Raw genomic sequence first — 25,194 nt, 5'->3', positions numbered from 1 at the left:
GCAACAATAATCCTGCCGGCTCCGTCATGCCACACCGCTGCGGCAGGGTGTGAGGGCTGCTACGTAGATGCAACGTGGGCAGGCGTACGGTTCACTGCACCGACCGAAACGACACCGGCGTCGTCGAAGATAAGGAGCGAGTTAGTCATGACCGTATACGCGCAGCCCGGGCAGAGCGATGCCCTCGTCTCATTCAAGCCCCGCTACGAAAACTGGATCGGCGGAGAATGGGTGGCCCCGGTTAAGGGCGGCTACTTCGAAAACGTTTCACCCGTGACCGGCAAGATCTTCTGCGAGGTGGCACGCGGCACCTCGGAGGATATCGATCTGGCCCTCGACGCCGCCCACAAGGCAGCCCCGTCGTGGGGCAAAACCTCCGTGGCAGAGCGGGCGAATATCCTGAACCGCATCGCAGACCGCATCGAGGACAACCTGGAAATGCTGGCCGTGGCCGAAACCTGGGACAACGGCAAGCCGGTGCGGGAAACCCTGGCCGCGGATATGCCCCTGGCAGTTGACCACTTCCGCTACTTCGCCGGAGCCATCCGGGCGCAGGAAGGCAGCATCTCCCAGCTCGACGACAACACCACCGCCTACCACTACCACGAGCCCCTCGGCGTGGTGGGCCAGATCATCCCCTGGAACTTCCCGATCCTCATGGCGACCTGGAAGCTGGCACCGGCGCTCGCTGCCGGCAACGCCGTCGTGCTCAAGCCGGCCGAACAGACACCGGCCTCAATCCTGGTGCTGATGGAACTGATTGCCGATCTGCTTCCCGCCGGTGTGCTGAACGTCGTCAACGGGTTCGGTGTGGAGGCCGGCAAACCGCTGGCCTCGTCGAAGCGGATCCGCAAGATCGCGTTCACCGGCGAGACCACCACCGGCCGGCTGATCATGCAGTACGCCAGCCAGAACCTCATCCCGGTCACGCTGGAACTTGGCGGCAAAAGCCCGAATATCTTCTTCGCCGACGTCGCCGCGCGTGATGACGCGTTCTACGACAAGGCGCTTGAAGGCTTCAACATGTTCGCGCTGAACCAGGGCGAAGTCTGCACCTGTCCGTCCCGCGCCCTGGTGCAGGAATCGATCTACGACAGCTTTATGTCCGATGCCCTGGCCCGCACCGGGCAGATGATCCAGGGCAATCCGCTGGACACCAACACCATGGTTGGTGCCCAGGCCTCCAATGATCAGCTGGAGAAAATCCTCTCCTACATGGACATCGCGGGGCAGGAAGGGGCGAAGGTCCTGGCCGGCGGGCAGCGCAACATCCTGGGCGGCGACCTGGCCGGCGGCTACTACGTTGAGCCGACTGTCTTCGAAGGTACGAACAACATGCGCATCTTCCAGGAAGAGATCTTCGGCCCGGTGGTGTCCGTGACACGGTTCTCCGACTACGGCGAGGCCCTCACGATAGCTAACGACACCCTCTACGGCCTGGGGGCCGGCGTCTGGTCCCGGGACGGCAACACCGCCTACCGTGCCGGACGGGATATCCAGGCGGGCCGGGTGTGGGTGAACAACTACCACGCCTACCCGGCACACTCGGCGTTCGGCGGCTACAAGTCCTCCGGCATCGGGCGGGAGAACCACTCCATGATGCTGGACCACTATCAGCAGACCAAGAACCTCCTGGTCAGCTACGCAGAATCCAAGCAGGGCTTCTTCTAAGCCTTCACACGTCCACACCGTTAGCCCGTCAAGAGAGAGAACGAGATGGAATCCATGCAGGCAGCAGTAGTCACCGGCCTCGGTGATCCCCTTGAGGTCCAGGACATTGAAATCCCCAGCCCCGGCCCCGGACAGGTCCTGGCCAAGCTGGTCACCTCCGGTGTGTGCCACACCGACCTCCACGCCGCCCACGGCGATTGGCCGGTCAAACCGTCACCGCCGTTCATTCCCGGCCATGAGGGGGTGGGCGAAGTGGTCTCCGTGGGGGAGGGTGTCACCGACATCAAGGTGGGCGACATGGTGGGCAACGCCTGGCTCTGGTCCGCCTGCGGCGTCTGTGAATACTGCCGCACCGGATGGGAGACCCTGTGCGAGCAGCAGCAGAACGGCGGCTACACCGTCAACGGGTCCTTCGGCCAGTACATGCTGGTGGACGCAAAGTTCGCAGCACGTATTCCCGAGGGGGCCGATCCCGTGGAAATTGCCCCCGTGCTCTGTGCCGGGGTCACCGTCTACAAGGGGCTGAAGGTGAGTGAGGCCCGGCCGGGCCAGTGGGTGGTGATTTCCGGGGTCGGCGGACTGGGCCATGTGGCGGTGCAGTATGCCAAAGCCATGGGCCTGCGCGTAGCGGCAGTGGACATTGCGGAAGACAAACTGCAGCTTGCCCGGGAACTCGGTGCGGAGGTGGTGGTCAATGCCTCCAACGAGGACCCGGTCCAGGCTATCCAGGAACAGGTCGGCGGCGCGCACGCTGTCCTGGTGACGGCCGTTCACCCGTCCGCTTTCGGCCAGGCCATCGGGATGGCCCGCCGCGGCGGAACCATCGTGTTCAACGGACTGCCGCCGGGTGATTTCCCGGCACCGATCTTCGACATTGTGCTCAAGGGCCTGACCATCCGCGGTTCAATCGTCGGAACCCGGCAGGACCTGGCCGAAGCGATCGATTTCTATGATCGGGGCCTGATCCATCCGAAGGTGAGCACCCGGGAACTGAGCGAGATCAATACCGTGCTGGACGAACTTGCTGCCGGGAAGGTCGACGGACGGGTGGTGCTGCAGTACTGATGGACGGCTCCCAGGAAACCGCTTCGGTCCTGGACGCCGCGCCGGCCCTGCCCGGGGAGACCTCCTCCCGGGTAGGGCTGACGGCGGCGGCCCGGGAGCTGCTGCGGACGCTGAGACTGCAGCACGGGGCGCTGATGTTCCACCAGTCCGGCGGCTGCTGCGACGGCTCTTCGCCCATGTGCTATCCGGAGGGGGACTTCATCACCTCCGAGGCGGACGTACTGCTGGGCACCTTCGAGCTGGACGGCGAAGGGATCGGGTTCTGGATGTCCGCGGAGCAGTTTGCGTACTGGAAGCACACGCACCTGACTGTCGACGTCGTCACCGGCCGGGGGAGCGGGTTCTCCCTCGAAGCGCCGGAGGGTAAACGCTTCCTGATCCGCTCCCGCCTGCTGGTTGTACCCGGATAGCCATCAAGTAGTAAGGTTGCTGTTTAATTCCCCCGTGGCTGTATGGCCGCCGGGACGACGGTACATCATGATGCCTCGGACGGGGCGGGAATGAGGAACACCATGGTTAAGAAGATGGCTTTTCTGGCCGGCGTCGGCGTTGGATACCTGGTTGGTTCCAAGGCAGGCCGGGAAAAGATCAAGTCCCTGTGGAATGACCCCAAGGTGCAGGACACCGTAAACCAGGGAACTGAGTGGGCCAAGCAGAAGGCGCCCGGCATTCAGGACAAGGTCACGGAAGCCGCCAAGGACGCCGCGGCATCTGCCAAAGACGCCGCCTCGCAGGCGAAAGACAGCATGTCATCCGGTGGCAGCAAGGACAGCAGCGGCGGTGCCTCCTCGGTTGCCGGAACCGCCAACCCTGCTGACCACTCGCACACCTCCGGCGGCGGAACCACCATGGATCCTGCGCGGCCGCAGCCTGACGGCCGCCCGTAAGCGGAACTCTCGGGGCCGGAGGCTCCTGAACTGAACTTGCAGCTGCCCGCCGGAACCGTCCGGCGGGCAGCTGGATGCCCGGAGCTATTTTGCCCAATATTGCGCACATGTTGCGTCTTCCGGTCAGTGCTTGCGGGCAGAGCGGTTACCATCGGGGAGCTGGATCGAACCGCCGATCAACATTGGAGAGTGAGCCTGTAGATGGCTACGGATTATGACGCGCCGCGAAAAGCGGAAGAGGACACCGGAACTGCTTCCATCGAGGAGCTCCAGGCCCGGCGTACTGACAAACAGTCAGCGATTGTGGACGTAGACGAATCTGAAGCGGCCGAAGCATTCGAATTGCCGGGTGCGGACCTCTCCGGGGAAGAACTGCTGGTGCGGGTGGTCCCGGCCCAGGAAGACGAATTCACCTGTGGTTCCTGCTTCCTGGTGCGCCACCGGTCCCAGTTCGCCGTGGAAAAAAACGGCACCAAGTACTGCAAGGACTGCGAGGGCTGAGTCCTCTGCCCGGCCCCCGGCTGCCGCCGGCAACCACCGCCGCACCGGATGCTCCGGGTGCGGCGGTTGTGGTTAACGCACCGGTGTGATTTTGTCACTTGCATGGTAAATGCCGTCCTCCTGGCAGCGGGAGCCGGGGCCAGGCTGGGCCTTGGCCCCAAAGCGCTGCTGCCCTACAAGGGCCGTCCCCTGATTGAACACCTCGCCGCCGCCCTGCGGGAGGGCGGCTGTTCGCGCGTCATCGTTGTCCTGGGGGCCGAATCCCGCCGGGTGAAGTCTGCTGCGGACCTCTCCGGCACCCTCCCGCTCACCAATCCTGAGTGGGAAACCGGGATGGGTTCCTCTTTCCGGGCCGGCGTGGCGGAAGCGCTGCGCCTGGCACCGCAGGAACCCGTGCTGGTGGCGCTGGCCGATCAGCCCGGCCTCACCTCGACGACTGTTGCCCGGATGCTCGCACATGCGGCACCGGCCCGCGTTTCCTGTGCCGGCTACCGGCTGCCCGGCGGCGGACTGCGCCGCGGGCACCCGGTGCTGTTCGCTCCGCAACTCGCCCGTGCTGCCGCAGCCACCGCCCTGGGCGACGCCGGTGCGCGTGCCTTCCTGGCGGCGCACCCCGGTCTTGTGGACTTGGTGGACTGCGGCTCGGAGCTGGATGGACGTGACATCGACACCCCGGCGGACCTGGCGCTGCTGGAGCCGGGCAGCGGAAACGAATCCGGAGCCTAAGCCGTGCAGGGCCCGGGTGCGCTGGTGGATCGGGTAGAGTGGTGCGTTCGTAGGGGAGTATCCTTCCACGCTGTAGTTCGTCAACACGTAGGGCACCGATGCCCAGCCGGGGACAGCGGGTGGCCAGAGGCCGCCGGAGAGACTTACGCCCATTTGGCATACCCTACGAAAGCAGAGATTCCATGACGGTTTCCCCTTTGGTCTGGGGCGTGACGATCATCGTCATCCTCGGCCTCCTGGCCTTCGATTATTTCTTCCACATCCGCAAGGCGCACATCCCCACCCTCAAAGAGGCTGCCATCTGGTCTGCCATCTACGTGGGCCTGGCAATCATCTTCGGCATCCTGGTCCTGGTCTTCGGCGGTCCCGTTGCCGGCACCGAGTACTTCGCGGGCTACATCACGGAAAAAGCCCTCTCGGTGGACAACCTCTTTGTCTTCCTGATCATCATGGCGAGCTTCCGGGTGCCGCGTGAGGACCAGCAGAAGGTACTGCTCTTCGGCATTGTCTTCGCCCTGATCGCGCGGACCGGCTTCATCTTCCTGGGCGCTGCCCTGATCAACTCCTTCTCCTGGATCTTCTACATCTTCGGCCTGATCCTGCTGATCACCGCCGGGAACCTGCTGAAGCCCGAGGGGGAGAAGGACGAGGCCAACAACTTCATCATCCGGATCGCCAAGCGTGTGCTGCCCACCACGGACCACTACGACGGCGACAAGCTGTTCACCATTGAGAACGGCAAGAAGGTCCTGACCCCGATGCTGCTGGTGATGATAGCCATCGGCGGCACCGACATCCTCTTCGCGCTGGATTCGATTCCGGCAATCTTCGGCCTGACGCAGAGCACCTTCATCGTCTTCACGGCCACGGCCTTCTCCCTGATGGGGCTGCGCCAGCTCTACTTCCTGATCGACGGGCTGCTGGACCGCCTGATCTACCTGTCCATCGGCCTGGCCGCGATCCTCGCGTTCATCGGCGTGAAGCTGGTCCTCCATGCCCTGCATGAGAACACCCTGTGGTTCATCAACGACGGCGAGCACGTCCAGGTTGTGGAAATCAGCACCGGACTTTCCCTCAGCGTGATCGTCGGCATCCTGGTGGTCACCATCATCGCGTCCCTGGTGAGCCCGGCAGGCAAGGCCCAGACCGCGGTCAACAATGCCCGCCGCCACGCCAACGCCTACCTGGATCTCTCTTACACCTCGGACGACGCAGAGCGGGAGCGGATCTACACGGCTCTCTGCGAGGAGGAACGGGAGATCGAACAGATGGACAAGAAATACCGGGACAAGGTCAAGGACATCGAGGACATCCGTTCAGAGGTTGCCCGGGCCCACGAGGAACACGCCCGCTACACCAGCAAGTAGCCACTCACCTAGGAAGGGCCAGCCGCAGCTTTCCAGCTGCGGCTGGCCCTTTTCCGTGCGCCGCCGCGGAGCGCTCGCTGCAACCCTGACCGTGTCCAGCCTGCTGCTGGTTACGGCCTGCAGCGGATCAGAAGCCGACGCCGCTGCTTCCGCGCGTGAACGCCTCGTCTCAGCACTGGAAGCGGCGCTGAAGCGGCGCACCGGCACCTGACGCAGGGGCTGCCCCCTCCGGGGACCGGCGGAGTGTCCGCTCCAGCAGGTACCCGGAGAGCAGCGCCCCCAGGCCGCCGGCGGCAAGATCGCCCATGGTGTCCTGATAGCCGACGTTGATGGTCTGGTCCACAAAGGTATGCCCCCACCATTCAGCGAACTCCCAGAGCACGCTGAGGGCCAGACCCAGGGCGGTGACGACGGCGGTGACTATGAAGGAGCGCAGATGTCGGCCGTTGGACCGGGCAGTGACTGCACCAAAGGCCGCCAGCAGGTACCAGGCCATCACGGCGAGGGCACCGGCCGCCGCGAAGTGCACGGCAAGGTCCCACCAGCTGATCCGTGCGTAGAGGTCCAATACGCTGCTCCAGGCTGCCGCCAGCAGGGTCAGCCCATACAGCGAGGAGAACAGCGGCGCCGCTGGCAGCGCGCGGGAGACCAGCAGTCCCAGGGCCACGAGGGCAAACAGCGCAGCTTCCACCGGCCCGTACCAGAGCAGGGCAGCCAGCAGGCTGGCCGCGCCCAGGGCGCGGACCGCGTCCGACACCAGCTCCGCACTGCCGGCTGGACGCCGGAGGAGGGAATCGATCATGCATTTACGGTATCCGAGCCCGTCCCGGCAGGCACAGCATCCGTTAGCCGCAGCGGCCGCCCGTTGCGCTGCTGCCAGCGGTTGCCCCGTAAAATCTGGTGCATGCCTTCCTCACTGCAGTCCGGCGTCAGCGTTGTTATTCCCTGCCTGAACGACGCCGCGGCATTGGAAGGGTGCCTCGCTTCCCTCGCGGCGCAGTCGCGGCAGCCGGCAGAAATTGTGGTGGTGGACAACAACAGCACCGACAACAGCGCCGATGTGGCAGCACGTTTCGGTGCCCGCGTGGTCCGCGAACTGCGCCCGGGCATCCCGGCGGCGGCGGCAGCGGGCTACGACGCGGCGAAGGCGGAGATTATTGCGCGCTGTGACGCCGACTGCATCCTGCCGCCCGATTGGGTGGAACGCATCTCGGAACGGTTTGCGGACGAACCGGAGCTTTCCGTGCTCAGCGGCCCGGGCAGGTTCTACGGGTTTCCGGGCTGGCTCGGCCCGGTGATCACCTGGCTGTACCTGGGCTCCTACTACCAGGCGATGCGTCTGGCGCTGGCCCACCGTCCGCTCTTCGGATCGAACCTGGCCCTGCGGGCCGCCGTCTGGAAGTCCGTCCGTGCCAGCGTCCATACCGATGATGCGGAACAGCACGACGACGTCTGCCTCAGCGCCCATGTGGGCCTGGACTACCGGTGCGGGTGGGACCGGTCCCTGGTGGTGGGCATGGCTCCCCGGGCCGTGAGCGGCGGGGCGAACCTGCGCCGGCGTTTTAGCCGGGCGTTCCATACCCTGGCCGTGCACTGGCGCGAGGAATCTCCTTGGGAGCGCTGGGTCAGGCGTCTGCGGGGTACAGCAGGGGAAGCTGCAGCACCAGCCAGGGGCTGAACGCCCACGGCGTCAGGCGCACCGCCTGCACCAGTTCCGCCGGATCAGTCCAGGTCCAGTCCATAACCTCATCGGCTGCCGGCACCGGATCCGCTTCGGCCACGGCGGTGAAGACGGGGCAGATCTCGTTCTCGACGATGCCGGAGGCGTCCACCGCGCGGTAGCGGAAATCCGGAACAGCGACGGCGATGTCCCGCAGCTGAAGGCCCAGCTCACGCTGCGCGCGGCGCACCACGGCGTCCTGGTTGCTTTCGCCGGGGCCCGGGTGGCCGCAGAAGGAATTGGTCCAGACTCCCGGCCAGGTCAGTTTCCCCAGCGCCCGGCGCGTCACGAGGATGCGCCCGTCCGGGGAGTAGACATGCGTGGAAAAGGCCAGGTGGAGCGGTGTCTCCGTTGTATGCACCAAATATTTGTCTGCGGTACCTACCTTTTGGCCCTCGTTATCGACGAGAATGACCTCTTCCCGGCGTTGCGGCATTTCTTCCCCTAACGATCAGAGTGTTTACTTTATGCATGGACACAGAACACTTGCTTGACGAGGTAACTGCGCATCAGCAGGTGGAACATGTCCTGGATGGGTTCTTTGCCGCGGCCAAGGAGCGCGCCGGGCGTATCAGTCCCAGCTACCTTAGCCTTTGGGAGACGCTCGAAAAATCCACTGCCGGCGGCAAGCGGCTGCGCCCCCGGATCGTGATGACCGCCTACACCCACCTTGGCGGACGGGACCTGGCGTCCGCGGCGCGGGTTGGCGCGGCCTTCGAGTTGCTGCACACGGCGCTGATCGTGCACGACGACGTGATTGACCTCGACTTCGTCCGCCGCGGACAGGACAACGTTCCCGGGGTGTACCGCCGGCGTGCCGAAGCCTCGGGGGACGCGCCGGATGCGGCCCGGCACCGGGGTCTCTCCGTAGGAATCATTGCCGGAGACCTGGCTCTCAGCGGAGCGTTCCGCATGCTGGACTCCGTCACCACGGATCCCTTCACCCGGGACACACTGGCCGGCATCCTGGACGAGGCGGTCTTCGCCTCGGCAGCCGGTGAGCTGATCGACGTCGATTTCTCCTTCCAGCCCGGTGCTCCGCCGGTTGGCGACATCCTTGACATGGAACGGCTGAAGACGGCTGTGTACTCCTTCGAGGCACCATTGCGGGCCGGAGCCGTACTGGCCGGAGCCGGGCCCGACGCCGTCGCGGCCCTGGGCCGGTTCGGCCGTGACACCGGCATCGCCTACCAGGTGGTGGATGACCTGCTGGGCGTCTTCGGTAATGAAAGCGCCACCGGAAAGTCCAGTATGGGGGACCTGCGGGAAGGCAAGCGTACGGTGCTGATCGCCTATGCCGCCCAGTCACCCCGCTGGGCAGAGCTGTCCGGCATCATTGGACGGCCGGACATGGGAGCGGCCGACGCCGAGCGGGCCAGGGAAATCCTGGTGGACTGCGGAGCCCGGGATTACGCCCGGAACCTCGCGGCGGACTACGCCGCCAGCGCCCGCAGCCACCTGGACTGCGCGGAACTTCCGGCCGGGCTCGCAGCGATGCTCGACGCCGTCGTCTCCTCCTCCGTGAACCGGGGCCGGTGAGCATGGCGCACGAAACCGGGCTCCGCCTCTACAACCGGGCCGCCATGGAAACTGCCGCAGTGATGATCAAGGCCTACTCGACGTCGTTCGGGCTGGCGTCGCGGCTGCTCCTGCCCCGGACCCGCCGGCAGATCGAAACGATCTATGCCCTGGTCCGCCTTGCCGACGAGATTGTCGACGGCGTCGCATCTGCCGCTGACATCCCTCCCGCCCAGATCCGGGGCCTGCTCGACGGTCTGGAAGCGGAGACCGCAGCGGCCATGCGCACCGGTTACAGCGTGAACCTGGTGGTTCATGCGTTTGCCCTGACCGCCCGCCGGACGGGTATCGGCACGGACCTGACCGAACCGTTCTTCCGCTCGATGCGCGCGGACCTGGACCGGGTGGAGCACAGCCAGGCGTCCTTCGACGATTATGTGTACGGGTCCGCGGAAGTGGTGGGGCTGATGTGCCTGCAGTGTTTCCTGGACGGCCGGGAGGTGCCGGCAGACGAGGAGAAGCGTCTCCGGGAAGGCGCCCAGCGGCTGGGCGCGGCGTTCCAGAAGGTGAACTTCCTGCGGGATCTGGCGGAGGACTTCGAGGCCCTGGGCCGCAGCTATTTCCCGGGCGTCACCGTAGACGCGTTCACGGAGGCGGACAAGCACCGGCTCCTGGACGACATTGAGGCGGACCTGCTGGTCTCCGGAGCGGCAATTGCCGGGCTTCCCCGGGAATCCCGCGCAGCCGTCCACCTGGCCCAGGAACTTTTCGCCGAGCTGGCCCGCCGGCTGCGCCGTACTCCGGCCGCAGCGCTGCGCACCACCAGGATCCGGGTGCCGAACCCGGTTAAGGTCCGGCTCGCAGCCGAAGCAGTGCTCACCCACGGCGTGCGCCGCAGCGCACGGTTCCTGTCCGCACCCGACGCCGAGAGGGCGCCATGATCCGCACCAGCACCTCCCGCCGGAAAACTTCCGGGCACGGGACAAAACGCAGCAGCGCACCGCAGCCGCGCACCGCCGTTGTGATCGGCGCCGGCATTACCGGTATCGCCACCGCCGCCCTGCTCTCCCGCGAAGGCCTGGACGTAACCGTCCTCGAAAAGAACGGGAGCATCGGCGGGCGGACGGGGAGCTGGGAGGCGGACGGCTTCCGGTTCGATACCGGCCCATCCTGGTACCTGATGCCCGAGGTGTTTGACCACTTCTTCCGGCTGATGGGCACCAGCGCCGCGGAGCAGCTGGACCTGGTGCAGCTGGATCCGGGGTACCGGGTCTACTTCGAAGGGGACCGCCATCCGGTGGACATCCAGGCCACCCGGGAGAAGAACATAGCCCTGTTCGAATCCCTGGAACCCGGTGCCGGCGCCAGGCTGGCTGCCTACCTCGAATCGGCGGAGGAGGTGTACGGCATGGCGAAGAAACGATTCCTCTACAGCACCTTCGCCTCCTTCACCCCGCTGCTCCGCCGCGACGTGCTGGCCCGCGGACCGCGGCTGGCGCGGCTGCTGCTGCAGCCGTTGAGCAGCTTCGTGGCGAAACGCTTCACGGACCCGCGGCTGCGGCAGATCCTCGGTTACCCGGCGGTGTTCCTCGGCTCTTCCCCGTTCATCACGCCCAGCATGTACCACCTCATGAGCCACCTGGATCTCGCCGACGGAGTGCTTTACCCGCAGGGCGGCTTCTCCCGGATCATCACGGCGATGGCTGACCTGGCGGAAGCCGAAGGCGTGAAGGTGCTGCTTAACGCCAACGCCACTTCGATCCGCACCACTTCCGGCACCGGGAAACCCCGGGCCACGGGAGTCCAGTACACCGATGCCGCCGGTTCCAGTGTGCTGCTGGAGGCGGACCTGGTTGTTTCCGCCGCAGACCTGCATCACACCGAGACGGTGATGCTGCCGGCAGAACTGCAGACCTATCCGGAGAAGTACTGGGAGCGCCGGGTACCGGGACCGGGAGGCATCCTGCTGCACCTGGGAGTGAAGGGGGAACTGCCGCAGCTGCTGCACCACACGCTGCTCTTCACCCGGGACTGGAAAGCGAACTTCGACAAGATTTTCGGAACGGACACCCAGGTGCCGGACCCGGCCTCGCTGTATGTCTGCAAACCCAGCGCCACTGACCCGGGTGCCGCCCCCGCCGGGCACGAGAACCTGTTTGTCCTGGTGCCCGTTCCCTCCGACCCAGCGCTTGGCTCCGGTGGAATCGACGGCACCGGGGACCCGGGCCTTGAGTCGCTGGCAGACTCCGTGATTGAACAGATCGCCGCCTGGGCGGACATCCCTGACCTCGCTGAACGCATCACCCTGCGCCGCACGGTCGGTCCGGGTGATTTCAGCGCTGACTTCAACTCGTGGCGGGGGACCCTGCTGGGCCCCGCGCACGTGCTGAAGCAGAGCGCCTTCTTCCGCGGGTCCAATGCCAGCCGGAAGGTGGACGGACTGCTCTACGCGGGCGGGTCCACCCTCCCCGGCATCGGCCTGCCCATGTGCCTGATCAGCGCCGAACTGGTGCTGAAACGGCTGCGCGGCGAGACCGGCACCGAAGCCCTGCCCGAGCCGGTTCCCGGGGCCCGTACCGCCGGTGCCCGCACCGCGGACGGCGCAGCCTGATGGGTGCGCTCTACCTGCTGTGCCTGCTGGCCTCGATCGGCTGCATGGTGCTGCTCGACCACCGCTTCCGGCTGTTCTTCTTCGCCGCTCCCTGGCGGGCCGCCGTCGTGCTCGGGACGGGCCTGGTGTTTTTCCTGGTCTGGGACCTCTATGGAATCGGCCTGGACATCTTCTACCGGGGGGAGACCCGGTTCATGCTCGGCGTGGAACTGGCACCGCACCTCCCGCTCGAGGAAGCATTTTTCCTCGCCTTCCTCTGCTACCTGACCATGGTGCTCTACGGCCTGATCCGGGTCCTGGGCCCGCGTCTGGCCTCCCGGTCCCGCAGCGGGAAGCTGCGCAGCCCAGGAGGGGTGCAGCGTTGACGTACTGGCTCCTGAACCTGTGCTTTCTGGTGCCCGCCGCTCTGGTGCTCACCGCCGCTCTGATCCGCCGGCGCAGGAGAAGCCGCAGCAACCGGGCTTTCCTCGCCACGCTGGGCGCCGCCGCCGCCGTCCTGCTCCTCCTGACCGCCGTCTTCGATAACCTGATGATCACCGCCGGACTCTTTGGCTACAATCCGGATCGGATCTCCGGGGCCTTCCTCGGGCTCGCGCCGCTGGAGGACTTCGCCTATCCGCTGGCCGCCGTCCTGCTGCTGCCGGCCCTGTGGGAACTGCTCGGTTCCGGCAAACCCCTTCGGGAGGAAAACCCATGAGCGCGCCCGCCATCAGAACCCCCGGATCCACTCTGCGGATGCTGCTGGTCGCTTCCCGGCCGCTGTCCTGGGTGAACACCGCCTATCCTTTCGCCGCGGCCTACCTGCTGACCGCAGGGCAGATCGACCTGACCTGGATCATCGGTACCCTGTATTTCCTGGTGCCGTACAACCTGGCGATGTACGGCATCAACGATGTTTTCGACTACGAGTCGGACCTTCGGAACCCGCGCAAGGGCGGGGTGGAAGGCGCCCTGCTGGACCGCAGCTTCCACCGGGTCACGCTGCTGGCCGCCATAGGGTCCAACGTGCCGTTCCTGGTGCTGCTGGTGCTGCTGGGCTCCCCGCTCTCCTGGCTGGTGCTGGCGGTGAGCGTGTTCGCCGTCGTTGCCTACAGTGCTCCCGGGCTCCGGTTCAAGGAACGGCCGTTCCTGGACTCCATCACCTCCAGCACGCACTTCGTCTCCCCGGCCCTCTATGCGCTGGTGCTGGCCGGTGCGGACTTCACCTCCGGGCTGTGGGCTGTGCTGGGTGCATTTTTCCTGTGGGGGATGGCCAGCCAGGCCTTTGGCGCAGTCCAGGATGTGCTGCCGGACCGGGAAGGCGGGATCTCCTCGATTGCCACCGTCCTGGGAGCCCGGGCCGTGGTCTGGTTCGCCGCCGCAGCCTACCTGGCCGCCGGGCTGCTGATGCTCCTGGCACCGTGGCCGGCCCTGCTCGGCTCGCTGCTGGCAGTGCCGTACCTGCTGAACCTGCTCCCGTTCCTCTCGATCACCGATGAAGGCTCGGAGCAGGCCAACGCCGGCTGGAAGCGGTTCCTGAAACTGAACTTCCTCACCGGGTTCCTGGTGACCATGCTGCTCATTTGGTACTGGCCCTCGCGCTAGCGGACAGCCCCGCGGTTAACGACAAAGCGGCCGGACCCCAGGACGGGGTCCGGCCGCTTTGCGCGCCAGGCGGGCAGATTACTCCGCGACGCCCACGTACTCGGCCTGCTCGTTGGCCGTGGTCTCACCGGCGGCGAGGCTGGCACGCAGCTTCGCGCCGAGGTCCGGATCAACATTCGTCCAGTACTGGATGGCAGCTTCGCGGATGTGCGGGCGCTGCACACCGGAAACGGCACCGGTGATGGTCTCCAGGAAACGCTCCTTGGCGGCGTCATCGAAGACCTCGCGGTAGAGCGTTCCGGCCTGGCCGAAGTCGCTGTCCTCGGAGTGCAGGGTGGCGGCGGAACGCACCAGCGCGCCGTCGTCTTCCCAGCTGCCTTCGCCGGCGAGGCCCTGATCGGCAACCGGGCCGCCCAGGGTGTTCGGGGCGTAGACCGGGGTCTCCGGGGAGTTGAAGAAGTGGCGCTGGGAGCCATCCTGCGAGTAGTTGTGAACCGGTGCCTTCGGTGCGTTGACCGGCAGCTGGTTGTAGTTGGTGCCAACGCGGTAGCGCTGGGCATCCGGGTAGGAGAAGATGCGGGCCATCAGCATCTTGTCCGGGCTGGCGCCGATGCCGGGAACCAGGTTCGCGGGGGACAGGGCAACCTGCTCGATCTGCGCGAAGAAGTTCTCCGGGTTGCGGTTCAGCGTGTGCGTACCGACCTTGATCAGCGGGTAATCCGCGTGCGGCCAGACCTTGGTCAGGTCGAACGGGTTGAACCGGTAGGTCTTGGCGTCTTCGTACGGCATGACCTGAACGTGCAGGTCCCAGGACGGGAAGTTGCCGGCAGCAATGTTCTCGTACAGGTCGCGGCGGTAGTAATCAGCGTCTGCGCCGGCGATCTTCTCAGCCTCGGCACCCGTGATCTCATGGTTGCCCTGGTTGGAGGTGAAGTGGTACTTCACCCAGAAGCGCTCACCGGCAGCGTTGATCCACTGGTAGGTGTGCGAGCCGAAGCCGGGCATTTCACGCCAGGAACGCGGCAGGCCGCGGTCGCCCATCAGGTAGGTCACCTGGTGTGCGGACTCGGGGGAGTTGGTCCAGAAGTCCCACTGCATGTCGGCGTCGCGCAGGCCGGAACCCGGAAGGCGCTTCTGCGAGTGGATGAAGTCGGGGAACTTGATGCCGTCGCGGATGAAGAACACCGGGGTGTTGTTGCCGACGATGTCGTAGTTGCCCTCGGAGGTGTAGAAACGCATGGCGAAGCCACGCACGTCGCGCCAGGTGTCGGGCGAGCCCATCTCGCCGGCAACCGAGGAGAACCGCTGCACGGTCTCGGTGGTGGTGCCGGGCTGGAAAACAGCCGCACGGGTGTACTTGGACACGTCTTCGGTGACGGTGAATTCGCCGAACGCGCCGCCGCCCTTGGCGTGCACGATGCGCTCCGGGATCCGCTCCCGGTTGAACTGGGCCAGCTTCTCGACCAGGTAGCGGTCGTGGAGGACAACCGCGCCGTCAGCACCGGTGCTCAGCGAGTGTGCGTCACTGGCAACCGGAGTGCCGGTCTGGGTAGTGGTGAAGTTCGACATTCTCTCTCTTTCTTGTGGATGAACTGGTAAGTCGATGGGTCAGGAAGTCTTTGCTGCGCTGTCCGGGCCGGCATCAGCTGCCTTGGCTGCACAGTCTGCGCAGAGGCCCTGGTACAGGACATCGGCGATCTGGATGCTCATGCCGTGGGTGTCGCTCGGCGTCAGGCAGGGTGCGTGCCCGACGGCGCAGTCCACGTCCTCGATCCGCCCGCAGCCGGTGCAGATCGCGTGGTGGTGGTTGTCATCCACTCGGGTTTCGTAGCGCGCCGGCGAATGCGGCGGCTCGATCCGGCGGAGGAGTCCGGTCTCGGTCAGGTCGGCCAGGACTACGTACACGGACTGCAGGCTAATGTCCGGAAGGGTGGCCCGGACTGCGGCCGCGACGTCATCCGCTCCGGCGTGCGGAGCGGAGTCGACGGCCTCCAGCACTGCCAGGCGCTGCTTGGTCACCCGGCGTCCGTGTGCACGCAACTCGGCCGACCACTTGTTAGTGGCCGCCGCTGAGGCTGCTGTGGAAGTCATGACCTAGAGCATACTCCCTTATTCTGACTAGTTCATAATAAGGACAGCCTAAGCTGGCGTTAGGGTGGTGGTACCGGCAGCATGGGCTGCCGTCCGGAAGGAGCCAGAATGCCCGGAACGGGGCCACAAACACACACGCAGACCCAGGTTCAGCGCCTGCAGATTGGGGAGTACGACGTCGGACTGCGCACCTCCGGCACTGCCGGCCCGGATGTAGTCCTGATCCACGGCATTGGCGCTTCGGCACGCTACTTCGAGCGGCTGGCCGGGGAACTGTCCGCAGACAACAGAGTGCACTGCGTTGAGCTGCCTGGGCACGGTGGCCTGCCGCGCCCGCCGCGGGTGCTGTCCATGGCAGGCTATGGCGGTGTCGTCGTCCAGGCGCTGCAGGCCGCCGGAATCAGCCGGGCCCAGCTGGTGGGGCATTCCATGGGCTGCCAGGTCACGGTGGAGGCCGCACTCCAGGCTCCTGACCTGGTGTCGTCGGTGCTGCTGTTGGCGCCTACCGTCAACCGGGCAGAGCACGCCACCGTGCTGCAGGCCCTCCGGCTGGCCCAGGACACGCTGCACGAGAGCCTCGACGTCAACCGGATCGTGTTCACCGACTATCTTCGCGCCGGGCCGCGGTGGTACCTCGAGACGCTCCGGCAGATGATGGAGCACCGCCTGGAGGAACGCCTGGCCCTGGTCGCCCCGCCCGTCGGGGTGGTCCGCGGTGCCAAGGACCCGATTGTGCCGGCTTCCTGGCTCGCCCGGCTGGAGCAGGCCCGGCCTGGAACCCTGCTGGGTGAAATTCCGGAGTCGCCGCACGTGTTGATGTGGAACCGTCCGGTTGAAACCGCTGCATGGGTGCGCAGGATGGGGGAGGCAGGGGCGTGAGCCCCGAAGCTGCCGGAAGGGTCCGACGCCCGTCCGCCGCACCTCCGGTGCTCCGCCGGCTGCGCCGTCGAATGGGGTTCGCCGCTGCCTGGGCCGCCGACTACGCCTACGTTGTCCGCTGGCAGGTCCAGGGGTTCCTGGCTCCTGTGGACCCCGGGGTTTACCGGCATCCGGCGTCGGAGACCGGGCGGCGCGAACCGGTTCTCCTGATCCCCGGGGTGTACGAGAACTGGCAGTTCCTGCGGCCACTCGCTCAGCACCTGGCGGACCGCGGACATCCCGTCCACGCCGTACGGACTCTCGGATACAACCGTGGCACGGTCGAGGAAATGGCCCGGCGGGTGGAGGCCTATCTGCGGCTGCAGGGAATTGAACACGCTGCCATCGTGGCGCACAGCAAGGGCGGCCTCATTGGGAAGAAGCTCATGCTGGGGCCTGAAGGGCACCGGGTCAGCCGCATGGTTGCGGTCAATACCCCATTCTCCGGCTCGCCGTATGCCCGCCTTTTCCTGGCTCCCTCCATCCGCGCCTTCTCGCCGCGGGACCGGCACCTGCGAGGGCTGCAGGCGAAGCTCGACGTCAACTCCCGCATCACCTCGGTCTATGCTTCCTTCGATCCGCACATACCCGGCGGCAGCCGGCTCGAAGGCGCGCGCAACATCGTCCTGGACGCCATGGGCCACTTCCGGCCCATCGGCGACCCGGCGCTGCACCGGATAGTCTCCGAGGAAGTGGCCCGGGGCGCCGCCGGGGAACTGGACGGGGGAGTCCCTTCTCCAGAGGACTGACTGCTCCGGCGTGAGCGCGATCCACGGGGTAGCATCGGGAGAACATTTGGGTACGGCAACCGGGGGACAACACGTGATGGCCATGTCATGGATAGGTGCGCTCTTTTTCATTCTGTACGTAGTGGTGGTGGCCGCGTTGGCTGTCCTGGTGGTGTGGGCACTGGTGCTGCTGATCATCTTCCTTCGGCTGCGGATTGCCGAGCTGCGGCGCCTGCAGGCCGGTGCGGACCCCGCCGGCAGCACGGACCCCGCCGGTACCGCCGGCCCGTAGCCGAGGCCCTCCCTCGCCCGGCCCTTTGGGACGGCGCCCCTGCCCCCGCACTTTGGGACGGCGCCCCTGACCCCGCATCTGGGACGGGGGCCCGGCCGGACGTAACCAGGCGGGGTCCGTGCGGCAACTCACCTAGACTGCACTGGTGCCAAGACTGCTAGCTGACCTGACCCCCCTGCGTGAAAGTCCGGAATACCGCCGGCTGTGGACGGGGACGGCGCTCTCGGCGGTCGGCACCCAGCTCACCCTGGTTGCGGTGAGCCTGGAAGTCTATGACCTGACCCAGTCCAGCCTCTACGTCGGTATGCTCGGCGTGGTCGGGCTGGCGCCGCTGGTCCTGGCAGGCCTCTATGGCGGATCCGTGGTGGATGCTTATGACCGCCGCAAGGTCGCGCTCTTTTCCGCAGTGATCCTGTGGGTCACCACCATCGGCATCGCCGCACAGGCCTGGTTCGGTGTGGGCAACGTCTGGCTGCTGTTTGCGCTCATTGCGGTCAACTCCGGTGCTGCCGGACTGAACCACCCCGCCCGCAGCGCCATCATTCCGCGGTTGGTCCGGCCAGAGCTGCTGCCGGCGGCAAACGCCCTGAGCATGATCACCTTTGGCCTCGCCATGACGGCTGGGCCGCTCCTTGCCGGTGTGCTGGTGGGCCAGGTGGGCTACGGCTGGACCTACACGATCGACGTCGTCACCTTCACCTTCGCCATGTGGGCGCTGTACCGGCTGCCGCCCATGCCTCCGGAAGGGGAGGTCCAGAAAGCCGGCCTGAAATCGGTCCTGGCCGGTTTCGCCTTCCTGGGCACCCGCCCCAACATCCGCATGACGTTCATCGTTGACCTGGCCGCAATGGTGCTGGCCCAGCCGCGGGCACTGCTCCCGGCCATCGGGGCGCTGATGCTTGGCGGCGGAGCGGAAACCGTCGGCATCCTGCTTGCCGCAGTGGCGGCCGGGTCCCTCCTGGCCGGCCTCTTCTCCGGTCCGCTGGGCCTGGTGCGGCGGCAGGGGCTGGCAGTGATGTGGTCGGTGGTTGCCTGGGGACTTTCCGTGGCAGCGTTTGGGGCCGTGGTGGTCATGGCAGGAGAGCACGACGGCGGCGGCGTCTCGCCCTGGCTGCTCCCGGCAGCGCTCGCCATGGGGGTGGCCGGTGTGGCGGACTCGATCAGCGGTATCTTCCGGTCAACGATTCTGCAGTCCGCTACTCCGGATGCCATGCGGGGGCGGCTGCAGGGAGTTTTCGTGGTGGTCGTCGCCGGCGGTCCGCGGCTGGGGGACCTGGTGTCCGGTCTGGATGCTTCCTTCCTGGGTGAAGGCTGGGCAGCTGTGGCCGGAGGACTGGCCTGCGTGGCCGCCGTCGCCGTCCTGGCCAAAGTGCAGCCGGGGTTCGCCCGTTATGACGCCCGCAACCCGGTGCCGTAGGCACGGTATCCCTGCAGTGGCGCGGAACAGTGTGGCACGCTTGAGCGTTAAAGCCTTACAGAAACGTACTGAAACGTAACGCGGAAGGTCTTGGACCGGCTGGCCTGAGGGGCGGCGGGGCCTTCCGCCCAGGAAGGATCGTGTACACGTGCACCAACATTTCAACGGTTTGAAGACTGCGGCCCTTTTCGGGGTGCTCTTCGCCGTGCTGCTGGCCATCGGCGGCCTGCTTTCCAGCGGCACGGGCAACTCGTCGTTCATCTGGATTTTCCTGCTGATCGGCCTCGCAACCACGGCCTACAGCTACTGGAACAGTGACAAGCTGGCCATCCGGGCCATGCATGCCGTTCCGGTCACCGAGGCGCAGGCACCGGAAATGTACCGGATTGTCCGCGAGCTGTCAGCGAAGGCCAACCAGCCGATGCCGCGGCTCTACATTTCACCCACGATGGCCCCGAATGCCTTCGCCACCGGACGCAACCCGAAAAACGCTGCGGTCTGCTGCACCCAGGGCATTCTGCAGCTGCTCAATGAACGTGAACTGCGCGGCGTGCTGGGCCATGAGCTGATGCACGTCTACAACCGGGACATCCTGACCTCCTCGGTTGCCGGCGCGATTGCCGGTGTGATCACCTCCCTGGGCCAGTTCCTGCTCTTCTTTGGCGGCGGCGACCGCCGCAACGCCAACCCGCTGGCCATGATCGCGATGGCGATCCTCGCACCGCTGGCCGCCAGCCTGGTCCAGATGGCCATTGGCCGCACCCGGGAGTACGACGCCGACGAAGACGGCGCAAAGCTCACTGACGATCCGCTGGCGCTCGCCTCCGCGCTGCGCAAGCTGGAGTCCGGAACCCAGCAGGCTCCGCTGCCCAACAGCGACCAGAAGCTGGTCAACGCCTCCCACCTGATGATCGCCAACCCCTTCCGCAACGGCGTCAAGGGCCTGCTGGCCACCCACCCGCCGATGGCGGACCGCATCCGCCGGCTGGAGAACATGGCCGGCCGCCCGCTCGGTTCCTAACCAGGCACCCCACTAGCACCGCTGCCGGACCAGGCAGCGCCCAGCAGGAAAGGAAGGCGGATCGGTGCGCTTGATCCTCGTGCGGCACGGCCAGACGCCGTCCAACATTGAACGGCTTCTGGACACGGAGGCACCCGGGCCCGGGCTCACCGAACTGGGACTGGCCCAGGCGGCGTCTCTGCCGCAGGCACTGGGACACGAGCAGGTGAGCGCGGTTTTCGCGTCCAACCTCATCCGTACGCAGCTCACGGCCGAGCCGCTGGCAAACGCGCTGGCCCAGCCGGTTGAGGTGCGGGACGGGCTGCGGGAGATCTCTGCCGGAGACCTGGAGATGCGCGGGGACCCGGAGTCCATCCGCTCCTACCTGCAGACCGTGTATGCGTGGGTGAACGGCGACCTCTCCGTGTCCATGCCCGGCGGGCCGGACGGCGCGGAAACACTGGGCCGGTTCGACGAGGTGGTTGCGGAACTGCACCGCGCCGGCCACCAGGTGCCGGTGATTTTCAGCCACGGGGCGATCATCCGGGCCTGGGCCACCTCCCGGGCCCACAACGTTGGGCCGGACTTCATCATCCACAACGCCCTAAGCAACACCGGCATCGTGGTGCTGGAATCCAGGAGGCGCCCTGAAGCGCACGGCCATTCCTGGGAATTGCTGACCTGGATGGGTGAAGCGGTCGGCGGCGCGGCCCTGCAGGATTCCGGCACCGACGGACCAGCAGCGGACGACGTCGAGCTGGCGCCGTAGCCCAGCCCCGCAGACGACGACGGCGGCGCCCGTCCCGGTGGTTTCACCATCGGGGGAGGCGCCGCCGTCGTTCATCAGCCGTTATTCCGGCGTGAAGCCGCCCTGGCCGGCGGAAGGCTAGCGGAAGTTGATGAACTGAAGGTCGACGTCGAGGTCCGCGCCCTTGAGCAGCGCCATCGTGGCCTGCAGATCATCACGGGACTTGGAGCTGACCCGCAGCTCGTCGCCCTGGATCTGGGACTTGACGCCCTTGGGCCCCTCGTCACGGATCAGCTTGTTGATCTTCTTGGCCTGATCCTGGGCGATCCCTTCCTTCATGGTGCCCTCAATCCGGTATTCCTTGCCGGAAGGGTAAGGCTCGCCGTCGTCGAAGGACTTCAGCGAGATGCCCCGCTTCACCAGCTTGGACTGGAACACGTCCAGTACGGCCTTGACCCGGTCTTCGGAGTTGGCCTTCATCAGGATCTTCTCGCCGTTGAAATCGATCTCCGCGCCAACACCCTTGAAGTCGTAGCGCTGGGCGATTTCCTTCTGTGCCTGGTTCAGGGCGTTGGCGACTTCCTGCTTGTCGATCTTGCTAACGACGTCGAATGTCGACTCACTGGCCATGGTGGCTCCTTGGTAGTTCGGTTGTTCCTGCCCACCAGCCTAATAGGTGGGCTGCGCCCGCGGGCAGTCCAGCGTTCACAGCGCGCGTCCAGCCGGCATGCACCGCTCTCACATTCGGCCGGGAAAAGGTGAAGGCATGAACAAGGAGAACACCGATCCCACCCAGCCTGTGCCAGCTCCTGCAACTTCATCCTGGTTCAATGGAGTCCGCTTCCGCACCGCCGCGGCATCCTCTGTCCTCGCCGCGGTTTCCGTCACGGGAATTGGCGCCTCAGCCGCCCAGGCCCGTGAACCGGAGACCGGCAGCTTCTCATTCCCCGCGGGCAGCCAGACCGGGGCAGCGGCTGCCATGGACACGGCTGCAGCCATCAGCACCGTGCGGGTTCCCAGCAGCGAGGAGCGTCTGGCCGGAGTGCGGCGGGACCTCGCCAACGCCGTTTCCTGGGGGAGCGTCACGGCGGATCAGGCGGAGCGTTTCTACGCCCAGATCAGTGCCCGGATCGCCCGCGGACTGTGACTCAGGAGCCCGATTCGTATCTGGGGAGAATTTTCTGTAAAGTTGTCTTGCCCGCGGTTACCGCGGACAAAGTCTTCGCAAGAAGGCCTTCGGCAGATTACCCGAGCGGCCAAAGGGGGCTGACTGTAAATCAGCTGGCAATGCCTACGGGGGTTCGAATCCCTCATCTGCCACCGAAGAAGACCCGTTCCAGCCACTGGCTGGGACGGGTTTTTCGCTGTCCGGAAACTTTGAGCGGGCTGAATCCGCCCAGGCCAAAAAGTTGGCCGGAAAACTCACCCGTCCGGGCACGTCCCGGCGCCTCAATTGGCTAGGCGGTCTAGTCTTCTTAAGCATGAACGAGGACACGGCACTGGATCCCCTGGCCGAAGAATTCCGGGAAGCTCTGCGTGAAGCAGTATTCCTTGTGCGCCACATGGACACCGAGTTCGGCCTCACCAGCAACCAGCTTGGCACCCTGCGGATGGTGTCCGGAGACGGTATGCGGGTCAGCGACATTGCCCGCAACCTCGGCGTCAAGGTTCCCAGCGCCACCGAACAGATCATCCGGCTGGAACACGCCGGACTGGTCCGGCGCACGCAGGATCCGGACGATTCGAGGGGAGTCCGGGTGACGCTGACCCCCGACGGCGAGCACAAACTCGTGGTGGAAACCGCCCGGCGCGCTGCCCTGATGGCCAGCCTGCTGGCGCAGCTGGCGGAAACGGAACGCGAGAAGCTGCGCCAGGCCCTGCCGGTCATCGCGAAAGTGACCCGGATGGGTTTTTCGTCCGTCGGTTAGCCTGGCGCTTCACCGCTGAGCGAACAATTGCAGACATCGCCGCGGGGGACCGATAGCGTTGAAGCTATGGCAACTATTGACATCACCGAGGCAACGTTCCCTGAGACCATTGAGGACAACGACATTGTGTTCGTTGACTTCTGGGCTGATTGGTGCGGCCCGTGCAAGCAGTTCGCACCGGTTTACGACGCCGTCTCGCAGCAGCATGAGGACATCACCTTTGCGAAGGTGGACACCGAAGCCGAGCAGGGGCTCGCCGCTGCCGCAGGAATTACCTCGATCCCCACACTGATGGCCTTCCGCGAAAAGGTCCTGGTCTTCTCCCAGCCCGGCGCCCTCAACGCCAACCAGTTCAGCGAACTGGTTGAAGCGGTCAAGGGCCTGGACATGAAGGCCGTCCACGAGCAGATTGCCGCCCAGGAAAAGGGCCAGGCTGCTGCCGGCCAGGACGGCCAGGTCAACTAGCGCGCTCGTTCCGCCGGGCTTTTAGCGACGGGGAGTTCCTCCACACCGGAGGGACTCCCCGTTGTTGGTTAAGCCGCGGGTCGGCGGTGGGTGGCGGTGGGCTGGCGCGCTGGATGGCGGTCCCCGCCAGAACATGAAAGCCCGTGCCGGGCCGGACCCCGGACAGCGGTAGAGCACCCTGCGCCGTGCAGGCTGCTCATCTATCGTGGCTCCTGGCTGCTGCCCGACCCGCCGCCATGAAACGCGCAGGAACCCGTGCCCCCTCACCCGGTTGGCTGAGATGCCCGAATTTCACTCCTAGCCGTGCTGGAGCTTCCGTTGTAGGCTCTGAGCTCCCGGGGGGAGTAGGCAGCCTTGGGCTGCCTGCCGGGAGTACCAGTCAATGAAGACCCAGGTAACAAGGCGAGGAATATACATGAGCGGCAATCGAGCAATTGCATATATCGAACCCGGTGTTGTGGAAGTCCAGGACATCGACTATCCCACTTTTGAACTCAAGGACGGTCCGGGCGTTAACCCGGCCAACGTGGGCCGGAAACTGCCCCACGCGGCCATCCTGAAGGTAGTAACCACGAATATCTGCGGTTCGGACCAGCACATGGTCCGTGGCCGCACCACTGCACCGCCAAACCTGATTCTGGGCCATGAGATCACCGGCGAGGTCGTGGAAACCGGCCCCGGCGTCGAGTTCATCAAGGTTGGCGACCTGGTGTCGGTACCCTTCAACATTTCGTGCGGCCGCTGTAAAAACTGCAAGGAACGCAAAACCGGAGTCTGCCTGAATGTGAATCCGGACCGGCCCGGCAGTGCCTATGGGTACGTGGACATGGGCGGTTGGGTCGGCGGGCAGGCCGAGTACGCACTGGTGCCATACGCGGACTGGAACCTGCTGAAGTTCCCGGACAAGGACCAGGCGATGGAGAAGATCATGGACCTGACCATGCTCTCCGACATTTTCCCTACGGGATATCACGGTGCCATCACCTCCGGCGTGCGGACCGGTTCCACGGTCTACATTGCCGGCGCGGGGCCCGTGGGCCTCGCCGCCGCCGCGAGCGCGCAGCTGCTCGGCGCCGCCGTCGTCATAGTGGGAGACCTCAATGAAGACCGGCTGGCCCAAGCCCGCAGCTTCGGCTGCGAGACGGTGGACATTTCCAAGGGCGATCCGAGGGACCAGATTGAGCAGCTGCTCGGTGTTCCCGAGGTGGACTGCGGTGTGGACGCCGTGGGCTTCGAGGCCCGCGGCCACGGGCACGGCTCAGGTACGGAAGCTCCGGCGACCGTGCTCAACTCGCTTATGGACGTCACCGCGGCCGGCGGCGCCCTGGGCATCCCGGGCCTCTACGTTACGGGAGATCCGGGTGGAGTCGACGAAGCCGCCAAGGTGGGGTCCCTGTCCCTGAGCCTGGGCACCGGCTGGGCGAAGTCCCTGTCCTTCACCACCGGCCAGTGCCCGGTGATGAAGTACAACCGGGACCTGATGATGGCCATCCTTAATGACAAGGTGCAGATCGCCAAGGCCGTCAACGCTACTGCCATCAACCTGGACGGAGCACCGGAGGCCTACCGCGAGTTCGACTCGGGCGCTGCCCGCAAGTACGTGATTGACCCGCACGGGGTGACCGGGGCGAACGCGAACTAGCGCCCGGCACCCTCAGCACCAGTCCGGACGGCCAGTCCGGACGGCTAACCCGGCGGACATACGCCGCTGATCCAACCGGGGCACCGGGGCCGGCACTCAACAGTGTCGGCCCCGGTGCCCCGGTTGCGTCCTTTTGCCTTCTAATGTCCGGTGCCGCGCACGTAAACTCGTCTCGCCGGGGACATCCCGCCACATCTCATGGCACCCCGGCGGCCCACCACTCATGCGGTACGAGAGTTGGAAGCGGGGACCAGATGCGCGCACCCCTGGCATTCGGCAGTGACTTTCCAAGGAACGTGGCACAGACAGGTGCGG

29 protein-coding genes and 1 tRNA gene are annotated in these 25,194 nt (G+C 65.9%); 25 read left to right on the top strand and 5 right to left on the bottom strand.

Annotation, left to right across the window (positions count from 1 at the left end; translation table 11 throughout):
* Nucleotides 1-147: 147 nt before the first annotated feature.
* From exaC to AL3_RS02615, 7 genes are all read left to right on the top strand, one after another.
* Nucleotides 148-1,671, top strand: a complete 1,524-nt coding sequence (gene exaC, locus AL3_RS02645) for an acetaldehyde dehydrogenase ExaC (RefSeq protein ID WP_066296237.1) — start codon at nt 148-150, stop codon at nt 1,669-1,671.
* Nucleotides 1,672-1,716: 45 nt separating this feature from the next.
* On the top strand, nt 1,717-2,736 hold the full coding sequence (gene adhP, locus AL3_RS02640; protein ID WP_246168405.1) for an alcohol dehydrogenase AdhP: 1,020 nt from the start codon (nt 1,717-1,719) through the stop codon (nt 2,734-2,736).
* Nucleotides 2,736-3,146, top strand: a complete 411-nt coding sequence (locus tag AL3_RS02635) for a DUF779 domain-containing protein (protein WP_066296233.1) — start codon at nt 2,736-2,738, stop codon at nt 3,144-3,146. The genes adhP and AL3_RS02635 overlap by 1 nt, the downstream gene beginning before the upstream one ends.
* A gap of 102 nt (nt 3,147-3,248) precedes the next feature.
* The gene (locus AL3_RS02630) at nt 3,249-3,623 is read left to right on the top strand and encodes a hypothetical protein (RefSeq protein WP_066296232.1); all 375 of its coding nucleotides are present in this window, start codon (nt 3,249-3,251) and stop codon (nt 3,621-3,623) included.
* Between the two features lie 201 nt (nt 3,624-3,824).
* Nucleotides 3,825-4,124: a DUF4193 domain-containing protein gene (locus AL3_RS02625; RefSeq protein WP_066296231.1), complete on the top strand. Its 300-nt coding sequence runs from the start codon at nt 3,825-3,827 to the stop codon at nt 4,122-4,124.
* A gap of 102 nt (nt 4,125-4,226) precedes the next feature.
* Nucleotides 4,227-4,850, top strand: a complete 624-nt coding sequence (locus AL3_RS02620) for a nucleotidyltransferase family protein (RefSeq protein WP_066296230.1) — start codon at nt 4,227-4,229, stop codon at nt 4,848-4,850.
* Between the two features lie 182 nt (nt 4,851-5,032).
* Nucleotides 5,033-6,217: a TerC family protein gene (locus AL3_RS02615; protein WP_066296227.1), complete on the top strand. Its 1,185-nt coding sequence runs from the start codon at nt 5,033-5,035 to the stop codon at nt 6,215-6,217.
* A 169-nt stretch (nt 6,218-6,386) separates the two neighbouring features.
* Here AL3_RS02615 and AL3_RS02610 read toward each other — a convergent pair whose 3' ends face one another.
* The gene (locus AL3_RS02610; RefSeq protein WP_066296224.1) at nt 6,387-7,019 is read right to left on the bottom strand and encodes a DUF2238 domain-containing protein; all 633 of its coding nucleotides are present in this window, start codon (nt 7,017-7,019) and stop codon (nt 6,387-6,389) included.
* 102 nt (nt 7,020-7,121) lie between these two features.
* Here AL3_RS02610 and AL3_RS02605 point away from each other — a divergent pair, with 102 nt between their 5' ends.
* Nucleotides 7,122-7,895: a glycosyltransferase family A protein gene (locus tag AL3_RS02605; RefSeq protein WP_066296220.1), complete on the top strand. Its 774-nt coding sequence runs from the start codon at nt 7,122-7,124 to the stop codon at nt 7,893-7,895.
* Here AL3_RS02605 and idi read toward each other — a convergent pair.
* Nucleotides 7,843-8,373, bottom strand: a complete 531-nt coding sequence (gene idi, locus AL3_RS02600; protein WP_066296218.1) for an isopentenyl-diphosphate Delta-isomerase — start codon at nt 8,371-8,373, stop codon at nt 7,843-7,845. The two genes, AL3_RS02605 and idi, sit on opposite strands and share 53 nt — an antisense overlap.
* Before the next feature lie 35 nt (nt 8,374-8,408).
* Here idi and AL3_RS02595 point away from each other — a divergent pair, with 35 nt between their 5' ends.
* Genes AL3_RS02595 through AL3_RS02570 form a run of 6 tightly spaced genes read left to right on the top strand, consistent with a single transcriptional unit; the run spans nt 8,409 to nt 13,650 of the window.
* Entirely contained in the window at nt 8,409-9,476 is a 1,068-nt protein-coding gene (locus AL3_RS02595; RefSeq protein ID WP_066296216.1) for a polyprenyl synthetase family protein, read from the top strand.
* Nucleotides 9,477-9,478: 2 nt separating this feature from the next.
* Nucleotides 9,479-10,396, top strand: a complete 918-nt coding sequence (locus tag AL3_RS02590; RefSeq protein WP_066296211.1) for a phytoene/squalene synthase family protein — start codon at nt 9,479-9,481, stop codon at nt 10,394-10,396.
* Complete coding sequence (crtI, locus tag AL3_RS02585; RefSeq protein WP_083521373.1) at nt 10,393-12,066, top strand: phytoene desaturase family protein; 1,674 nt, start codon at nt 10,393-10,395, stop codon at nt 12,064-12,066. The genes AL3_RS02590 and crtI overlap by 4 nt, the downstream gene beginning before the upstream one ends.
* Nucleotides 12,066-12,431, top strand: a complete 366-nt coding sequence (locus AL3_RS02580; protein WP_066296208.1) for a lycopene cyclase domain-containing protein — start codon at nt 12,066-12,068, stop codon at nt 12,429-12,431. The genes crtI and AL3_RS02580 overlap by 1 nt, the downstream gene beginning before the upstream one ends.
* Nucleotides 12,428-12,763 carry a lycopene cyclase domain-containing protein gene (locus AL3_RS02575; RefSeq protein ID WP_066296204.1) on the top strand — a complete coding sequence of 112 codons (336 nt, stop codon included), beginning with the start codon at nt 12,428-12,430 and terminating at the stop codon, nt 12,761-12,763. The genes AL3_RS02580 and AL3_RS02575 overlap by 4 nt, the downstream gene beginning before the upstream one ends.
* A complete protein-coding gene (locus AL3_RS02570) occupies nt 12,760-13,650 on the top strand; it encodes a prenyltransferase (RefSeq protein WP_066296201.1) in 891 nt (296 codons plus the stop codon). Before AL3_RS02575 ends, AL3_RS02570 begins: the two co-directional genes overlap by 4 nt.
* Before the next feature lie 78 nt (nt 13,651-13,728).
* Here the strand turns inward: AL3_RS02570 and AL3_RS02565 are convergent, their stop codons facing one another.
* Both AL3_RS02565 and AL3_RS02560 read right to left on the bottom strand, forming a co-directional pair.
* Nucleotides 13,729-15,219, bottom strand: coding sequence for a catalase (locus tag AL3_RS02565; RefSeq protein ID WP_066296197.1), 1,491 nt, complete (start codon nt 15,217-15,219; stop codon nt 13,729-13,731).
* A 39-nt stretch (nt 15,220-15,258) separates the two neighbouring features.
* Nucleotides 15,259-15,741, bottom strand: a complete 483-nt coding sequence (locus AL3_RS02560) for a Fur family transcriptional regulator (protein ID WP_066296195.1) — start codon at nt 15,739-15,741, stop codon at nt 15,259-15,261.
* A gap of 108 nt (nt 15,742-15,849) precedes the next feature.
* On the opposite strand from AL3_RS02560, the gene AL3_RS02555 reads away from it, so the two are divergent.
* The 6 genes from AL3_RS02555 to AL3_RS02530 all read left to right on the top strand — a co-directional run bounded on the left by AL3_RS02555 (nt 15,850) and on the right by AL3_RS02530 (nt 20,865).
* Nucleotides 15,850-16,620: an alpha/beta fold hydrolase gene (locus AL3_RS02555; protein WP_066296193.1), complete on the top strand. Its 771-nt coding sequence runs from the start codon at nt 15,850-15,852 to the stop codon at nt 16,618-16,620.
* Nucleotides 16,617-17,408 carry an esterase/lipase family protein gene (locus tag AL3_RS02550; RefSeq protein ID WP_246168406.1) on the top strand — a complete coding sequence of 264 codons (792 nt, stop codon included), beginning with the start codon at nt 16,617-16,619 and terminating at the stop codon, nt 17,406-17,408. The genes AL3_RS02555 and AL3_RS02550 overlap by 4 nt, the downstream gene beginning before the upstream one ends.
* Before the next feature lie 82 nt (nt 17,409-17,490).
* Nucleotides 17,491-17,679 (top strand): hypothetical protein, encoded by a 189-nt coding sequence (locus AL3_RS02545; RefSeq protein ID WP_246168407.1) that lies wholly within the window; start codon nt 17,491-17,493, stop codon nt 17,677-17,679.
* A 145-nt stretch (nt 17,680-17,824) separates the two neighbouring features.
* Nucleotides 17,825-19,096, top strand: a complete 1,272-nt coding sequence (locus tag AL3_RS02540) for an MFS transporter (protein WP_066296187.1) — start codon at nt 17,825-17,827, stop codon at nt 19,094-19,096.
* A gap of 148 nt (nt 19,097-19,244) precedes the next feature.
* Entirely contained in the window at nt 19,245-20,117 is an 873-nt protein-coding gene (htpX, locus tag AL3_RS02535) for a zinc metalloprotease HtpX (RefSeq protein WP_066296181.1), read from the top strand.
* A gap of 64 nt (nt 20,118-20,181) precedes the next feature.
* Nucleotides 20,182-20,865 (top strand): histidine phosphatase family protein, encoded by a 684-nt coding sequence (locus AL3_RS02530; protein WP_066296179.1) that lies wholly within the window; start codon nt 20,182-20,184, stop codon nt 20,863-20,865.
* 117 nt (nt 20,866-20,982) lie between these two features.
* Here the strand turns inward: AL3_RS02530 and AL3_RS02525 are convergent, their stop codons facing one another.
* Nucleotides 20,983-21,474: a YajQ family cyclic di-GMP-binding protein gene (locus tag AL3_RS02525; protein WP_066296178.1), complete on the bottom strand. Its 492-nt coding sequence runs from the start codon at nt 21,472-21,474 to the stop codon at nt 20,983-20,985.
* Nucleotides 21,475-21,610: 136 nt separating this feature from the next.
* Here AL3_RS02525 and AL3_RS02520 point away from each other — a divergent pair, with 136 nt between their 5' ends.
* The 5 genes from AL3_RS02520 (at nt 21,611) to fdhA (ending at nt 24,879) form a co-directional block, all read left to right on the top strand.
* Complete coding sequence (locus tag AL3_RS02520) at nt 21,611-21,991, top strand: hypothetical protein (protein WP_066296177.1); 381 nt, start codon at nt 21,611-21,613, stop codon at nt 21,989-21,991.
* Nucleotides 21,992-22,082: 91 nt separating this feature from the next.
* Nucleotides 22,083-22,164 (top strand) — tRNA-Tyr (locus AL3_RS02515).
* 161 nt (nt 22,165-22,325) lie between these two features.
* Nucleotides 22,326-22,772 (top strand): MarR family winged helix-turn-helix transcriptional regulator, encoded by a 447-nt coding sequence (locus tag AL3_RS02510; RefSeq protein ID WP_066297022.1) that lies wholly within the window; start codon nt 22,326-22,328, stop codon nt 22,770-22,772.
* Nucleotides 22,773-22,838: 66 nt separating this feature from the next.
* Complete coding sequence (gene trxA / locus AL3_RS02505; RefSeq protein WP_066296175.1) at nt 22,839-23,237, top strand: thioredoxin; 399 nt, start codon at nt 22,839-22,841, stop codon at nt 23,235-23,237.
* A gap of 415 nt (nt 23,238-23,652) precedes the next feature.
* Nucleotides 23,653-24,879 (top strand): formaldehyde dehydrogenase, glutathione-independent, encoded by a 1,227-nt coding sequence (gene fdhA / locus AL3_RS02500; protein WP_066296174.1) that lies wholly within the window; start codon nt 23,653-23,655, stop codon nt 24,877-24,879.
* The last annotated feature ends 315 nt before the right edge of the window (nt 24,880-25,194 follow it).

Source organism: Arthrobacter luteolus NBRC 107841, from assembly GCF_001552075.1.
In the GTDB taxonomy this organism is placed as follows: domain Bacteria; phylum Actinomycetota; class Actinomycetes; order Actinomycetales; family Micrococcaceae; genus Arthrobacter_B; species Arthrobacter_B luteolus.
This window is presented reverse-complemented; position numbering and strand designations above follow the sequence as displayed.

Bases quoted from the DNA above. Each gene is read 5' to 3' on its own strand.
- exaC (WP_066296237.1), top strand. From the start codon at position 148: ATGACCGTATACGCGCAGCCCGGGCAGAGCGATGCCCTCGTCTCATTC.
- adhP (WP_246168405.1), top strand. From the start codon at position 1,717: ATGGAATCCATGCAGGCAGCAGTAGTCACCGGCCTCGGTGATCCCCTT.
- AL3_RS02635 (WP_066296233.1), top strand. From the start codon at position 2,736: ATGGACGGCTCCCAGGAAACCGCTTCGGTCCTGGACGCCGCGCCGGCC.
- AL3_RS02630 (WP_066296232.1), top strand. From the start codon at position 3,249: ATGGTTAAGAAGATGGCTTTTCTGGCCGGCGTCGGCGTTGGATACCTG.
- AL3_RS02625 (WP_066296231.1), top strand. From the start codon at position 3,825: ATGGCTACGGATTATGACGCGCCGCGAAAAGCGGAAGAGGACACCGGA.
- AL3_RS02620 (WP_066296230.1), top strand. From the start codon at position 4,227: ATGGTAAATGCCGTCCTCCTGGCAGCGGGAGCCGGGGCCAGGCTGGGC.
- AL3_RS02615 (WP_066296227.1), top strand. From the start codon at position 5,033: ATGACGGTTTCCCCTTTGGTCTGGGGCGTGACGATCATCGTCATCCTC.
- AL3_RS02610 (WP_066296224.1), bottom strand. From the start codon at position 7,019: ATGATCGATTCCCTCCTCCGGCGTCCAGCCGGCAGTGCGGAGCTGGTG.
- AL3_RS02605 (WP_066296220.1), top strand. From the start codon at position 7,122: ATGCCTTCCTCACTGCAGTCCGGCGTCAGCGTTGTTATTCCCTGCCTG.
- idi (WP_066296218.1), bottom strand. From the start codon at position 8,373: ATGCCGCAACGCCGGGAAGAGGTCATTCTCGTCGATAACGAGGGCCAA.
- AL3_RS02595 (WP_066296216.1), top strand. From the start codon at position 8,409: ATGGACACAGAACACTTGCTTGACGAGGTAACTGCGCATCAGCAGGTG.
- AL3_RS02590 (WP_066296211.1), top strand. From the start codon at position 9,479: ATGGCGCACGAAACCGGGCTCCGCCTCTACAACCGGGCCGCCATGGAA.
- crtI (WP_083521373.1), top strand. From the start codon at position 10,393: ATGATCCGCACCAGCACCTCCCGCCGGAAAACTTCCGGGCACGGGACA.
- AL3_RS02580 (WP_066296208.1), top strand. From the start codon at position 12,066: ATGGGTGCGCTCTACCTGCTGTGCCTGCTGGCCTCGATCGGCTGCATG.
- AL3_RS02570 (WP_066296201.1), top strand. From the start codon at position 12,760: ATGAGCGCGCCCGCCATCAGAACCCCCGGATCCACTCTGCGGATGCTG.
- AL3_RS02565 (WP_066296197.1), bottom strand. From the start codon at position 15,219: ATGTCGAACTTCACCACTACCCAGACCGGCACTCCGGTTGCCAGTGAC.
- AL3_RS02560 (WP_066296195.1), bottom strand. From the start codon at position 15,741: ATGACTTCCACAGCAGCCTCAGCGGCGGCCACTAACAAGTGGTCGGCC.
- AL3_RS02555 (WP_066296193.1), top strand. From the start codon at position 15,850: ATGCCCGGAACGGGGCCACAAACACACACGCAGACCCAGGTTCAGCGC.
- AL3_RS02545 (WP_246168407.1), top strand. From the start codon at position 17,491: ATGTCATGGATAGGTGCGCTCTTTTTCATTCTGTACGTAGTGGTGGTG.
- AL3_RS02525 (WP_066296178.1), bottom strand. From the start codon at position 21,474: ATGGCCAGTGAGTCGACATTCGACGTCGTTAGCAAGATCGACAAGCAG.
- AL3_RS02520 (WP_066296177.1), top strand. From the start codon at position 21,611: ATGAACAAGGAGAACACCGATCCCACCCAGCCTGTGCCAGCTCCTGCA.
- AL3_RS02510 (WP_066297022.1), top strand. From the start codon at position 22,326: ATGAACGAGGACACGGCACTGGATCCCCTGGCCGAAGAATTCCGGGAA.
- trxA (WP_066296175.1), top strand. From the start codon at position 22,839: ATGGCAACTATTGACATCACCGAGGCAACGTTCCCTGAGACCATTGAG.
- fdhA (WP_066296174.1), top strand. From the start codon at position 23,653: ATGAGCGGCAATCGAGCAATTGCATATATCGAACCCGGTGTTGTGGAA.